General features: G+C 33.3%; 10 protein-coding genes. 1 reads left to right on the top strand and 9 read right to left on the bottom strand.

What is annotated here, in order from left to right:
* The first annotated feature begins 252 nt into the window (after positions 1-252).
* Positions 253-1,170, top strand: coding sequence for an LCP family glycopolymer transferase (locus CW357_RS03390; RefSeq protein ID WP_119415632.1), 918 nt, complete (start codon positions 253-255; stop codon positions 1,168-1,170).
* A gap of 70 nt (positions 1,171-1,240) precedes the next feature.
* Here the strand turns inward: CW357_RS03390 and hpf are convergent, their stop codons facing one another.
* From hpf to fliD, 9 genes are all read right to left on the bottom strand, one after another.
* Complete coding sequence (gene hpf / locus CW357_RS03385) at positions 1,241-1,804, bottom strand: ribosome hibernation-promoting factor, HPF/YfiA family (protein ID WP_119415631.1); 564 nt, start codon at positions 1,802-1,804, stop codon at positions 1,241-1,243.
* A 110-nt stretch (positions 1,805-1,914) separates the two neighbouring features.
* Complete coding sequence (locus CW357_RS03380) at positions 1,915-2,298, bottom strand: PilZ domain-containing protein (protein ID WP_119415630.1); 384 nt, start codon at positions 2,296-2,298, stop codon at positions 1,915-1,917.
* Between the two features lie 370 nt (positions 2,299-2,668).
* Positions 2,669-7,435 (bottom strand): hypothetical protein, encoded by a 4,767-nt coding sequence (locus tag CW357_RS03375; RefSeq protein ID WP_124217340.1) that lies wholly within the window; start codon positions 7,433-7,435, stop codon positions 2,669-2,671.
* A gap of 214 nt (positions 7,436-7,649) precedes the next feature.
* Positions 7,650-8,027 (bottom strand): PilZ domain-containing protein, encoded by a 378-nt coding sequence (locus CW357_RS03370; protein WP_164489533.1) that lies wholly within the window; start codon positions 8,025-8,027, stop codon positions 7,650-7,652.
* A 238-nt stretch (positions 8,028-8,265) separates the two neighbouring features.
* Positions 8,266-9,981 carry a phospho-sugar mutase gene (locus CW357_RS03365; RefSeq protein ID WP_124217338.1) on the bottom strand — a complete coding sequence of 572 codons (1,716 nt, stop codon included), beginning with the start codon at positions 9,979-9,981 and terminating at the stop codon, positions 8,266-8,268.
* A gap of 216 nt (positions 9,982-10,197) precedes the next feature.
* Positions 10,198-11,883 carry a methyl-accepting chemotaxis protein gene (locus CW357_RS03360; RefSeq protein WP_124217337.1) on the bottom strand — a complete coding sequence of 562 codons (1,686 nt, stop codon included), beginning with the start codon at positions 11,881-11,883 and terminating at the stop codon, positions 10,198-10,200.
* Between the two features lie 580 nt (positions 11,884-12,463).
* The gene (locus CW357_RS03355) at positions 12,464-12,823 is read right to left on the bottom strand and encodes a flagellar protein FliT (RefSeq protein ID WP_124217336.1); all 360 of its coding nucleotides are present in this window, start codon (positions 12,821-12,823) and stop codon (positions 12,464-12,466) included.
* Positions 12,823-13,221 carry a flagellar export chaperone FliS gene (fliS, locus tag CW357_RS03350; protein ID WP_119415624.1) on the bottom strand — a complete coding sequence of 133 codons (399 nt, stop codon included), beginning with the start codon at positions 13,219-13,221 and terminating at the stop codon, positions 12,823-12,825. Before fliS ends, CW357_RS03355 begins: the two co-directional genes overlap by 1 nt.
* A 44-nt stretch (positions 13,222-13,265) precedes the next feature.
* Positions 13,266-14,900, bottom strand: coding sequence for a flagellar filament capping protein FliD (fliD, locus tag CW357_RS03345; protein ID WP_124217335.1), 1,635 nt, complete (start codon positions 14,898-14,900; stop codon positions 13,266-13,268).
* Positions 14,901-14,905: the final 5 nt, after the last annotated feature.

The raw sequence follows: 14,905 nt of genomic DNA, 5'->3' as shown, positions 1-14,905 counted from the left end.
ATTAATCTTTCTTATTTGCTGTATGAAAGGACTTCCCACTTAAAACACAGAAAAAAAGCCTATTTTCTCTGTAAATTGTTCACTGTTTTCTCGCAGAAACTAGCAATTCTATATTTTATAATCACCACATATTTTAATAAGCGGTAAATAGATTAAATAAGATTTTAGTCGCATAAACTAAAAAGGAGAATACTAGAAGAAGATTAGGTTCTACATACTTTCATAGGAAAATAAAAGAAAGGAAGAGATACAATGCGAAGATTATTGAGATGGTGTTTAGGTATTATTACAATTATTCTAATCATAACTGGCATCATTGCTTATTCCGTTTATGATCAGGCTATGTCAACTTTTGATGAAATTCATACACCTGTAGAACGAAATTCCAGTATATCAAGAACAGAACCCGTTGAATTAGAAGAACGACAACCGTTTTCCATCCTACTACTTGGGGTAGACGAGCGACAAAGAGATAGTGGACGCTCTGATACAATGATTGTCTTATCTGTCAATCCTCAAACTAATAATACGTTAATGGTGAGCATTCCTCGTGACACGTATACACAAATAGTAGGAAAAAATATAAAAGATAAGATTAACCATGCCTATGCATTCGGCGGAATCGAGATGTCGATGAACTCTGTTGAAAAATTATTAAATATTCCAATTGACTACGTAGCAAAAGTAAATATGGAAGGCTTTGAACAAGTGATTAATACAGTTGGTGGCATACAGGTTGAAAATGCACTGGCTTTTCAAGAAGGTAATTACACTTTTAAAAAAGGTGACATCACTTTAGATGGAGAAGCTGCTTTAGCCTATGTACGAATGAGAAAAGAAGATCCTCAAGGTGATTTTGGAAGACAAAATCGGCAGAAACAAGTCATTCAAGCCGTTATTGAAGAAGGTACATCTTTGAAGACATTATTAAAATATCAAAATATATTTGACATTCTTGGCAATAACATTTCAACAAATCTTACATTTGATCAAATAAAAGAATTGCAGCAAAGTTACAGAGAATCGTTAAGTAATATCCAACAAATTCATTTTGAAAAAGGAAAAGGCAAAACAATTCATGGTGTTTGGTATTATATGATGGACTCAAATGAGTTAACAGAAGTTTCTAATACGTTAAAAAAACATTTACAGATAGATTCCAAATCATAAAAGGAAACCCAGCTGTCTATTTTAAACAGCTGGGTTGTATATTAGTAACCGATAAGGGGTTACACATGAACTAATTTGTTTCGATAAGACCGTATTTTCCGTCTTTTCGTTTATATACAATATTGGTTGCATCAGAGTCGGCATCAGTGTAAATGTAGAAATCATGGCCAAGAAGATTCATTTGAAGAATAGCTTCCTCCTGATCCATTGGTTTTAAAGAGAATTGCTTTGTACGGACTACTGAGAAATCTTCTTCTGTATCCGTAGCAACTGCTGTAGGTGCCTTTTCAGCTTGAACATTTGCAAAGTACACACCCACACCTTCACGATCACGGAATCTGCGGTTTACTTTTGTTTTATGTTTACGAATTTGGCGTTCCAGTTTACCAGTGATTAAATCAACGGCTGCATACATATCAGCATTACGTTCTTCAGCTCGTAAAGTTAAATTTTTCATCGGAATTGTTACTTCTACTTTTGTACTTTTGTCATTGTAGACTTTCAAATTCACATTAGCTGTAGCTGTTAGATCATTATTGAAATAACGTTCTAATTTTTGAATTTTTGACTCAACATACTCTCGAATTGCTGGAGTTACCTCAATGTTTTCACCACGAATGTTAAATGTTAGCATGTAAACTCCTCCTTTATTCAACCATACTTACATATTCTACATTACCCTAAAAAACCCTTCTTGAAACATAAAAAAACATTTTATTTTTTACATATTTTTGAACAGAAATATTATAGATTTTGTCTTTTTTCCTCAAAAACCTCTTTCTTTCGTCGCAATTTTAACTCCGAAATAATCAATTCTTGATGTTGTTCGACATTATTCATATCAATGCCATAATAATATCCATCACCAAATGCCTTTTTCCAGCGAATATCCCCTTTGACATTGATAGACTTCGAAAATAAAATAAATGACAAATCTAAATCATACATTTCACTATTAGAAGATAAGTCAACTTCTGTAAACATCTTCAAACCACTTGGGCTAATATCGATGATCTGTCCTTTTCGAAAGATCATCATTCCATCCCTTTTAAAACTATAAGTAACCGGTACTTCATGAATTAAAACATGCCGAAAATATTCCTTGCGTCGATATTCCAACCAATCCACCGTCCTACCTTATATGTATGAACATACTGTCGTGTCTAATACCTTTATTTTTAATATCGAATAATTAAAGTAAATATTTAGAAGCTTTTATAAATTAGTGGAATATATTTTGATGCTTAAGTAAGGAATGCATATACATTTGTGGAGAAAAATCAGCTTTTGAAGCATTTTAAATGACGTAAATTGATGAGAGAGCGGATACACTTTGAAATGGAGCGGATAACTCCATCATGGGAGCGGATAAAAATCTTAAACTAGCGGATAAATCTGGGGAAAGAGCGGATAAAATTGATTAATCTAGTATCAGGGAACGTCTGTAACACTAAAAAGCCTCTTTCATATCGAAAGAGGCTTAACTAAGAACACATTCCTAATTTTTTTTGATTAAATTCATGATGTCATATACTGCTATAAAATATTGATAACGTGCTAATTTTTTCCGATCAATTAATGTAGATAATTTGGTTTCAGCACCATCTATTAATCTCGGTGTATTTAATTTGTTATATAAATCTACAAGAGCTACTAATTTCTCAATAATACTTTGTTTATTATTTTGTGCATCAGATGATAACTCTTCAACATTATCAACACCTGTTTCAAAGTCACTTAAATCAGTAATAGCTTGTTCTATTTGTTTAGTAGTGGCGTACCCGTTAAGAGTATCTGAGTTTAGAAGGTATACCTTTTGCTCGCCAGGCATTACCTTAAGGGTTTTATTGGCATCTATAACGGCTTTTACATAGCCTGAAGATCCTTTTTTAATGGATGCTATTTTCTTATCTAGATCTTGAGCAGCTTTAATATTTGATGCTTCTTTTAATAGAGCTAATTGATTAGCATTCAGAGGATCAGGAATTGTCGTATCATTAATAACATTTTTTTGATCCACCCCTAGCTTACCGTATAACTTAATAGCATCTGAAATTTCACTACCTACATCCCTTTTTGGATATATAGTTTTATAATACCCATCTTTCTCGTTGCTTGGATCGCTACTAGGCTCTATATTTTTCAACGTTTCCACTATCGTTACAATCGGTTCGTATTTGTTGTAGGTCTTTAATATATTACTATCTACTAATGATTTTGCTTTAGATTTTAAATCTCTATATTTATCTACAACTTCTTTTACATCTTTATAGTACATTGGGTACTTATCAAGTAAAGCAGTAACTAATTTTTCAAAATCCTCTGCATCCTGTTTTGGTGTTTTATATACTAAAGATTCTTTTGCACCATTAATATCTGATATCACATATTTTTTAGCGTCGTCAGATAAATTATCAAAGTCATTAATCACTTTTTTAAGATTTGATACGTATTTGTCATCACTCTTATCCAAAGCCTTAAAGCTTTTATCAATTTTTTGGGCAGCTTTAATCTCTTTTTCGTGGTTTAAAAAGGCATAATTTGGAACAACTTCTCTAGTTGCGATTGCTTTAGGATCTTTACCGAGCTTTTTGTAAATTGAGATGGCTTGTAGCATTATATTTATGTCAGCTTCCGTGTATTTTCCATTCACAGGGTTATTTACTTTGCCTGCTAACGTATTCAATTTAACAATTGGTGCATAGCTATTGTATTTTGTCAAAGTTGGTTTATCTAATAAAGCTAATTGAGCTTCGTTTAAGTTGTTGTACTTATCGACAACAGCTTTTACATCACTATACGAACTATCATTATCTAACGCATTAACTGCTACAACAAATTCCTCTAATCCTTTTATTATTTTTCCTGTTTTATAATTATTTTCAAAATCTTTTATTTCCTTTTCATGTATTACATAGATTTGAACATTCTTTCCAGCCTTATTAAATTGATAATACAATTTAACGGCTTCTAGTGGGTAAGATGAACTTGATGGATTTAAAGCTTCGAATGCTTTATCGATTTCTTGTGCTTTTAAGAAATTCTTAATTTCATCGTCACTCAATGGAATCGATGGACGAACAACTTCCTCTTCCTTATGATCTCCAGAGTAAGAGATATTATATTTCTTTTCATATTCATGGTCTCCAAGGTATTTTGGTGCTTTATCAAGTATTGCGCGTTGTGGAGACTCTAATTTATTATAAAGCTCAATCGCTTTATAAATACTATTAATATCATTTGGATTTGTAATTTTGATAGGTGTACCACCTACCTTACCTGTATCCGTATAGCCAATTGGATTCTTATTATTATTGTCATAATTTAATAATTTTCCGTATTGTACATATATACTCTTGGCTATATCTTGAATTTGTAAAATTGGCAAATACTTTTCATACTCCGCCATAATTTCGGGGTCAATTAAGGTCTTAAGTGCTACATTATATTTTGCATTTATAATGTTGTATTTAATGTTGTCTTCGTAATATTTTTCAAGTTTTCTAACGTCTAAGACACCTGGTGTATTCCCTTTTTGGCTTACATGTGACATATCTGTTACCATCGTTTCAAACTCTCTTGCTTTATCTAACTGTGGTTTATAGCGCTCTCCGACTTCTTCTAATGTTGCCTTGTTGGCAACATATTTTTTTACAATAGGCAATGCTCTATCATAAAGATTGTAAAATACATCAAGAACTTCAATTTCATATTTATCATCCGTTGGTTTAATCTTTTCAAAAGCTTTATCAATGACTTCAGCTGCTGTAATTTCCTCAGCATCTTCTAGAAATGGATATTTAGTTCGGTTCTCATTATCCATAATCATTTGTTGATCTGGTCCTAAAGCATTGTACGCTTTAATCACTTTTTGAATATATTTTGCATCAGTTGGTGTAACTGTTGGTGAATTAACAGTTGATTCATTAATAAGGCTAAACATTTTGGCCACATCTGAAATTGGTGCGTATTGGTTGTATTTTTTCATAATTGCTTTATCTACTAAACTAATTGTCCTAGGATCCTGGCTAATATGATAAGTATAGTAATCAACTGCATCTTCTACATCTTTTACGCTACTTTTCTTGCTTAAAAGTTTTACTAAATCTTCAAAGTGAGAAACACGTTGTTGCTCAGTTGTAATTGTGTCTAATAGTTTAGAAATCTTATTTCCGTTTGCCACATATTTCTTCACATCATCCGTAGCATCATCGTAAGAAGTAAATACTTTTTTAGCATCACTAGGGTAGGTTTTGCTTGATTTTTTCAGTTTTAAGTAGGAATCGTCAATTTTTTTCGCTTCTTTAATATTTGCCTCATCTTCAACAAGATTACTGAATGATGGATATAGATTATCCACAATTTGCCTTTGCGGTTCGCCTAATTTTTTATAATCTTTAATAGCAGATAACACATCATTTGGTTTGTAATGTGTAGTAGCTAATATTTTGGAAACTGATTTTAAAACAGCCGGAACTTTTGCATACTCGTTATACGTCTTCAATACAGTTTTATCTACAAGCGCTAACCATGCTGGATTTGCGGCAACCGTATTATAGGCAGCTGTAGCGGTAGCGATAGCATTTTCAGGATTCGTAGCGTTTGGTATTACATTTACTTTATCTTTAAAATCCTTTACTTTATCCAATGCATCTTTATAATCATCCCTAGTTGGAATACCTTTAATGGCAGCCGCATTCACAACAAAACGTTGTACTTCTAATAAAGCATTATCATAAGCATTGAAAGCTTTTATAAGGTCATTGTAATAAGATGGTTTATTCTTATTTTTTAATGCTGAATCATAGCTTTTATCAATGGCTTGTGCAGTTGAGATATTTTTATCTTCTGACAGATAGTCACTTTTAGTTGGGATTAAGTCTTGAACAATCGTTTTTTGATTAGCGCCTAATTTTTTATATTGTGCCAGTAAATCTGCCATGTTAGAAACTTCAGAAGATAATAGACTTCCTGCAGTTACATCTATTAGTAAAGGCAGTTGACTAAATCGAGCTACAATTTCTGGTATTGGCTTATATTTGTTATACGCCGCAACAACTTTCGTATCAGCTAAATCGACTGGCGCTACTGTTGGATTGTTAGAGTTAGAATCAGATATACCCTTTACTGTATATGGTGCAAGATTTTTAATCGTATCAATAACAGTATTTGTAGGAATAGCTCCAGCATCTAATTTGTCGATTATATCTGTGAATGTTTTTGCATCATCAATTTGCTGTTTATATACATTTCCAATATTAGCAATTTCATTATTATGAGGCATATATCTTTTTGGTTCAGCAGCAGTAGCATTATATTCTTTATATAAAGCTACTAAATCCTTAGCATATTTAGTAGTATTAGCTGGTTTTAAAGCCGCATATTTTTTTTCAATACCAACTGCAGTTTTCACTACATCTTCTAAAGCTAAATATCTATCAAGTCTTTTTTCTTCGTTTTCATGATTGTCATCCAACAAATCTCTTAACAATGTTTGTTGTGCACCAGTTAACTTTTTGTAAGCATTGATAATTTTTAAAATAACTGAGCCATCTGTGGAATCAGCTGTAGGTGTAGCAGGAGTCGAACCTGCCTCTAAAGTCCTAAACACCAATTTTTTTGTTTCAACGACATCTGAATAATAACTTAGTTTTTTCAGTGTTGTGCTTGGGACTGCTGCTTTGGTGATGCTGTCTAGGTTGTCGTATTGCTTTTCTAGGGCTACTGATTTGGTTGTGAAATTTGTTTTGTTTAAGGTTGCGACACTTTTGTTGAATGCGTCGACTTTTTTTAGGTATGGTTGGATTTTTTTCCAGTGTTTTTTGAGTGTTGAATAGTTTGTGACTTTCTTTTTGTCGGTTTTAGATAGTTTATTGTAGGCACTCAAGGCAGATTTTGTTTTTAGGACATAATCTGATTTTTTTGAATTAATCGCTTTGATTTTTGTAATTACTTGCTTTGCTTTTCTATTTTGTACAGTAGTCCAATGTTTTTTTAGTGTTCCATAGTTGTAGACCATCTTTTTATCTTTACTAGATAGCTTTTTATATGCGTTGACTGCTGATTTTGTTTTTGTTACATAGTTAGATTTTTTAGGATCGATGGCTTTGATTTTTGCAATTACTGACTTTGCTTTTGCACTAATTTTTTTTGAAGTACTTGAAGATGTTTTTGCATATGCTAACTCTGGATTTGCTGCTGTTATAAGCGTCGGTACGATTAACACAGCCGCTACACCCATTGAAACGAATGATTTGAAACGCACATGAATCCTCCCTTTTCTAAATCTATTATTATAGTAATTTTACACTTAGCTTTTTTAAACAAAAATCTTTACAATCTTTATAATCTTAATATCGGCTTTAGCATTTACATTTTTAGAGGAGAAGTAATTTCATTACATACCGATAAAAACTTAATAATTTACATAAAAAATTCTCACAAAGAATATTTCTTTTGTGAGAACTACCGTAATCATTCTATATATTCTCTTTCACTTCTTGGCGTCTTCGTAATTTTAATTCTGAAATAATTAATTCCATTAACGCTTCATCTGCTTCTAGGTCAATACCATATAAATAATCATCCATTTGTAACTTTTTCCACTTAATCATACCTTCTACAGAAATTGGTTTTGCATAGAGCATAAAGTTTAACTCCACTTTTAATGGATGTTCGTCCATCGGTAAACTGTCAGGTATTGCAATCCTTACACCACTAGGACTCAGGTCTACCAAACGGCAAAGTTTAGTTTCTACTAATACTTTCTCCTCTTTGTTTACAGAAGAAATTTTACACTTTGCCATTACATCTCGTTCAAGTACATGTCGAAATGATTCTTTACGTTTATATTGCACTTTTTCTTCACCTGCATTCATAAAAATTTACATTTTTGTATGCGACTTTTTATTTTTTACTCTACATAGCTTTAAACTGCGACTCATTAATCTCTAAATTTATTTCCTCTGAAAGTATATACTATTTAGAAGAAACTGTTAACCGAATATTATAAAGATACTATGGTTAATCTCATTTTTTGTAAATAAAAACCCCAAATCTATACAGACAGGGGGGATTTATCAGCTTAGTAATTTTTCAACAACTTTCATCGTTCAGCTTTTCAAAGGCCTCTTGAATCGCTAATAACTTTTTATCGGCAATTTCCGCAGTTTCTCCTACTACACCGAAATAGTATTTACACTTTGGTTCTGTACCGGATGGACGGATAGCGATCCAAGATTCATCTTCTAATTTAAACTTTAAGACATTTTCTTTTGGTAAGGTTAAGTCTTCGCTATGACCCTCTGCAAAATTTGCTTTGCCTGTTAAGTAATCTTCTACACAATTTACGTTTATACCAGCAATATTTTTGGGAGATTGGTGACGTAAGTATTCCATGATGGTGGTTATGTGTTGTTGGCCACTTTGCCCTTTGAATACTTTTGACACGAGTGCTTCTCGGTGATAGCCGTATATTTGGTACAACTCCTCTAGGGCATCTAATAGTGTCTGTCCTTTCGTTGCAACATATCCTGCAATCTCTGCGATCAATACTGCCATTTGGACCGCATCTTTGTCTCGTACATAACTTTTCACAAGATAACCATAGCTTTCTTCATACCCAAACAAATAGCTGTAGTTGTTGGTTGTCTCAAATTCATGGATTTTCTCTGCAATATATTTAAAGCCTGTTAAAGTATTAATAGTGCCGATATTGTAACGGCTTGCAATTTTTGCGCCTAGTTCAGAAGTGACGATTGTTTTGATCAAAATTGCATTAAACGGTAATGTATTCTTTTCTAGTTTTGCTTGAATTAAATAATCAGTCACTAAAGCCCCCACCTGATTGCCTGTTAACAACTCATAGCCATCTTTTGTTCGAACCGCAACACCTAAGCGATCGGAATCTGGATCTGTTGCTAATAGTAAATCCGCTGAAACTTCTTTCCCTAATGCAATGGCCATTTCGAAAGCAGCTGGACTTTCTGGATTTGGATATGTAACCGTTGGAAAATCACCGTCTTGAATAATTTGCTGTTCTACTACATGAACGTTTGTAAAACCTGCGTTTGTTAGCCCTTGCATGACTGGGATATACCCAATTCCATGAAGGGGTGTGTAAACGATGGATAAATCCTTTTTTACATTAGAGCGTTCCGAAATCGTTTGTAAATTTTGCTGAAAAGCTTTATCAATATCCTCTAAAATTTCCGAATGAAGTTCAGCTTGCTTCAATTCTTCGAGATCAGCTACTTGAATCGCAAATATATCATCGACATTGTCCATCATATGAACAATCATCCCGACATGATCTGGCGTTAGTTGTGCCCCATCTTCTCCATAAACTTTAAATCCGTTATACTCTTTCGGATTATGGCTAGCCGTAATCATCACCCCCGCATACGCTTGTAAGTGACGGATGGCAAAAGATAGCTCAGGTGTTGGTCGCGTCTCGGAAAACATAAAAGTCCTTACCCCATATTCACCCAACACTTTCACCGTTTCTATCGCAAATTCCTTGGAAAAATGGCGATTATCATAGGAGATGACAACCCCACGTTGCTTGGCTTCTTCACCGTGGAAAGCAATTGTTTGTGCTAGACCAAACGCTACACGTCTAATGGTGAAAATATTAAGGCGATTAGTCCCAGCCCCCAATAAACCACGCATTCCCGCAGTACCAAATTGGAGATATTGATAGAAGCAATCGTTTATCTCAGCCGGATTATTTTTCATAGAAGAAAGCGCCTGTTTTAAATAGCGCGGGAGATTTGCTGCTTGCCATTTTTCATAAAGAATAGTTGGTTGCATTTATATATTCCCCTTTAATCTTTTGTATATTGAACGAATAAACCTTATCAATTCTTATATAGTTCAAGTTATGGAGAAAGTAGCACTTTTATACCTATTGAAAATGCTTTTCTAAATAAACTTAATAGAATGGAACTTGATCGCAGCAAATCTATTTTTAAATAAAAAAATAAGAGAGGATAAAATTATCCCCTCCATTTTGAAACATTCAACTTATTAAACTTTAAATTGTTGTACTTGCTCTTGTAGTTGAATAGCATTAGATGTCAGTGCTTTTGCCACTGAATTGATTTCACCAATAGTCGCAGCTTGTTCTTCCGTTGCTGCTGCAACTAATTCAGTACTACTTGCTGCCATATCTGCTGATTGTGACATTTCTTGAACGGATGCAGCAACTTCTTCGGAAGCAGCTGATACTTCTTGTGTAGCAGCTGATACTTGTTCCACTTTTTGAGCCATTGTATCAACAGAAGTTAAGATTGCATTGAATGATTGTTGTGCTTCATGTATTAAATCAACGCCATCATTCACATTCGATACTGTCAATTCAACCGCTTGTTCTACATCTACTGTGTCTTTTTGAATGATATCTGTTAAACGAACAATTTGTTCTGCAGATTTTTTAGATTCCTCTGCAAGTTTTCGAACTTCATCTGCTACCACTGCAAATCCTTTACCATGTTCACCCGCACGTGCCGCCTCAATAGCTGCATTGAGAGCTAGTAAATTTGTTTGGTCTGTAATTGCTGTGATTACCTTTGTGATATTACCAATTTTTTCGGATTGTTGACTTAACTTGCGAATTTTTTCTTTTGTGTCTGTTGATGATTCTTGGATAACTTTTAATTGTTTAAATGTAGTACGTAATGTTTGATGGCCTTGTTTAGCAACTGTTTGTGCTTCTATAGCGCCACCGTGAACTTCTTGTGTAGAACTTGCAATCATTTGTACACTACTTGCAGTTTCTTCTACTGCTATTGCACTTTCTTTCCCAGTTTCAGCTGCTGATTTTGCCCCATCATTAATCATACTCAATTGCTTCGCTACATCTTGTGAAGCTGTAGCCACTTCATCTGTACTAGCTGTAAGTTCTTCCGCAGCAGCTGTCGTTTGTTCAACGTTTGCCATTACGTTAGAGATTACTGTTTGTAAACTTTTCTTCATTTTATTGAATGATTCCGCTAAAGAGTGAATCTCATCTTTAGAATTTACAATGATATCTGGTTCTGTTAAATCACCTTTTGCAATTGTTGAAGCAGCTTTTTCCAATGCATTTACCGGTTTAGAGATATTTTTTGTGATATACAATGCACACGCAATTGCGACTAACAATGCGATTAGAGCTATAGTTATCATAAACGTAATCCCTTTATGTATCTTTGCTTCCGCATCTTGTTGACCTATTTTTATTTGTTCCGTTTGGTAATCGACAACTTTGTCTACACTCGTTTGAATGGCTTCATTTGCTGGTCGAATTCCACTATCAATTATTTCAAGTGCTTTATCGTGTTTATCATTTTTCACCATATCAATAATGCTTTGTGAGCTTGCCAAAAATTTCTCTTGATTTTGCTCAATAATTTGAAGTTCTTGCTTCATATTCTCTGTATAAAATTTGTTTGAAAGATCGTCTGCTTTCGTAGAAATAATTTCCTGTTGTTTTTTTAGATTATCTAGTGTTCCTTGTTCCGGATCTAATACATAAGATCGCATATATACCCCTTGCATCGCTGAAGCATATTGTACATCCTTTACCTCTGTAATCTTCGCTACTCGGTCATTTAAAATGTTAGAATAAGTATTTTTGACATTCATTAATTGTATATATCCTGTAACTGCAACAATTGCTATAAACGCTATTAATATAAAAAAGACAGAATATAGTTTTTTACTAATACTCATTACTTTTATCCCCTATCAAATATTTATTTATAATCAACTATACCCAACAAAATAACTCTATTCAACATAAAAATAGATATAAACTACCATTATGATTAATTGAAGGAGTTATGAGCATTTTCGAGAAATGTATGTTAAAAATTTGAGATTTTAACTCATATACAAATCTATATTTTATTATATTTTATTTGAAATATTCATATTCATTTATACTCTATAACTTTCTATAGAACTTCATATCCGCTTAATTTTAACGGTTACATCCATAAATATGTTTAAAATACAAATAAGATTAGCTATTATTAAAAGTTCGTGTATTTAATAAAAATTTTTCTTTTTAAGATTCACTGTTTTTGATAAAAATAGAATATGAAATATTATTTGATTAAAAATAGGGTGGTACTTATTCCAATTTACAAAGATAATAGACACTAAGAAAAAAGAACTATCCATGTTAATGAAGTGAAATTTATACAAACTATTAGTAGCATTCTTCTTGTAATCCTCTTTCCTTATACACTCAAAAAGAAAAGCCCTAGCAAAAACATATCGTTTTTACTAGAACTTTTCTGAGTTTCTATTATTTCCGCCCATCAAAATACGTACCATCCATCACTCGTACACTCGAATATGGATCTACATAACGCTGTTCGGATTTTTTTGTTTTTTGTAGGTTCTTCATATCTTGCGCAATTTCAGCTTTAGCTTTTTTCAATCGTTCACGAATACCCTTGTCAAGTTCACGCAATTGTTTTTCAAAAGGATGACCTGGTAAAGGATTTACTTCCAGCTTTTGGATTTGTTTGATAATTGAACCACGCTTGTCCAAATACTCATCGATTTTCTGGATATACTCATCGCGCTCCTTATCAGGAGGAAGCTTCGTCAAATGTTTATATAACTGAGCAGAAACTTGTAGAAATTCTTGAACAAGCTCCATTACACATGATCTCCAGAGAATTGCTTTTGACGATTGATCTGAATGACTTGTTTCCAAGTATCGCGGAATTCAATAACAAGACCTTCCACCTCATCCAAAATAGCAGTATCACTTTGGATATTCGCTTCTGTTAAACGACGGTGCATATATTCATATAAATTGAACATCTCTTTTGAAATGGCAATATCCATATTCAATGTAGCCATCAACTCTGAAATAATCGCTTGTGCTTTTTGAATATATTTGTTTCGATTTTGAATATCTTTGGCTTCAATCGCCTTTTTCCCTTGATGGATAAATTTGATGCAGCCATTGTAAAGCATTAATGTCAGTTCACCTGGGGACGCGGTCGTAACACTATTTTGTTTGTATGCATTGTATGCATTTTGTACTGACAATCCTAACAACTCCTTTTAGCTAAAGCCCTAAAATTCTTAATTAATTATCCTTGTGAAAAAATAGAAGACTGGCTATTTGCTTTTTGAATAGCACTTTCCATAGCACTGAATTGGTTCCAGTAACGTTCTTCGATGTCTTTTAGACGATCTTTCCAATCAGTGATTTTATCGTCGAGAGATGTGATTGTTTTACCTAATGAGTAGGTTAAATCAGAAGAAGAATTTTCACTACCTGCTGTATTTTTAATAGTCGATACCGCATTTTGAGCAGTAGTACGTAATTTTGATATAACCCCTTCAGCACCAGTAGAACTATCGCCAGTGAAAATACGTGATACGATGTCTGGATCATCACTTAGTGCTTTGCGTAATTTATCTTCATCAATTTCTAGTTTACCATTATCAGTGTATGTTTTAGAGGTTGTAATACCAATTTTGAACAACATATCTTCAGAACCATTTCCATATGTCGATAATGTCGTACGCATATTAGACAAGACAGTATTTAATGTAGAGTCACCTTTTAATAATCCTTCTTTTGCAGCTTTCTCCCATTTTTCAATTTCAGGATCTTTCATTTCTGCTTTTTGTGCATCAGTTAATGGATCATAACCTACTTTTTTCTTCTCTGAAACACGAGTATTTAAATCTTTAATAAGACCATTATATGTCTCAACAAATTCCTTTACTTTATCAACAATTTTATCTGTATCTGTTGTGGAAGAGATTTTAGCTGCTGGATCGGCTGCTACTGCCGCTTTTATTAGATCATTATTTTCATCACGTACTTCTGGTTGTGCTGCTTTAATGTCTTGATTGATTGTAAACTGATACCCAGAAACTGTATATTTATTTGATGTACCATCAATTTTGACTCCGTTTGCAACGATATAACCATTTGTTCCTGGAATCGTTTTCTTCACATTAGGTCCCTTATTTGTTAAAATATCTCCTTCTCCGCCTGCTTTTAAAACACCTAGTTTTGCAAACAGTCCTTCAGTATCTTTTGTTATTTGTATAGAGCCAACATCTTGCCCATCCACAATTACTGTTCCTTCTACGTTCGCTGTTAAAGATAAACTTCCTTTGGAAGCTAGTGCTGTTACTCCAACTCCTGAAGCATTGATTTTAGACATTACATCACTAATTTTATCCGTTGCTTTATAAGAAATTTTCTTTTCTATTAAACTTCCAGATTCGTCTACTGCACTAATTAAAAAACTTCCTTCTGATGAAGTTAAGCCTAAGCTAGCAATTGTTGAGTCAGCTGTAAATCCTAATGTTGAAAAATCAGTAATAGATTGAGCAGCAGTTGACATCTTCGCTTCTGTAATATTGAGTGTACCATTTGCTGAAGATGTTGCGGTTGCACTAACTGCACTAGAAGACGCTGATACTGTTTTCGCATTCCATGAGCTTTTTAAACCATAATTATCAAAAATACCCTTTTGGAAACTATCTAATGCAGTATTCACTTCACGATAAGCATCACGTTTCCATTCGTATTTTTGCTTTTGTTGCTGAAGTTTCTCCATTTGAGCACTTTCAGCCTTCATCAATTTTTCCATGATGGAGTCAATATCCATCCCAGATACTAATCCACCAATTTTATTCTTATATTGCAAATAAGAATATGATGATGTCGTTGATGTATTTGTTGTATTATTTACTGAAGCCATACTTT

The sequence above is a fragment of the Rummeliibacillus sp. TYF005 genome, from assembly GCF_003844195.1.
In the GTDB taxonomy this organism is placed as follows: domain Bacteria; phylum Bacillota; class Bacilli; order Bacillales_A; family Planococcaceae; genus Rummeliibacillus.
The sequence above is the reverse complement of the archived record's forward strand: the minus strand, read 5'-3'. Positions and strand labels throughout refer to the sequence as shown.

Coding starts and splice junctions, on each gene's coding strand:
- CW357_RS03355 (WP_124217336.1), bottom strand. CDS start 12,823: ATGGAGCTTGTTCAAGAATTTCTACAAGTTTCTGCTCAGTTATATAAA.
- CW357_RS03390 (WP_119415632.1), top strand. CDS start 253: ATGCGAAGATTATTGAGATGGTGTTTAGGTATTATTACAATTATTCTA.
- fliD (WP_124217335.1), bottom strand. CDS start 14,900: ATGGCTTCAGTAAATAATACAACAAATACATCAACGACATCATCATAT.
- hpf (WP_119415631.1), bottom strand. CDS start 1,804: ATGCTAACATTTAACATTCGTGGTGAAAACATTGAGGTAACTCCAGCA.
- CW357_RS03365 (WP_124217338.1), bottom strand. CDS start 9,981: ATGCAACCAACTATTCTTTATGAAAAATGGCAAGCAGCAAATCTCCCG.
- CW357_RS03360 (WP_124217337.1), bottom strand. CDS start 11,883: ATGAGTATTAGTAAAAAACTATATTCTGTCTTTTTTATATTAATAGCG.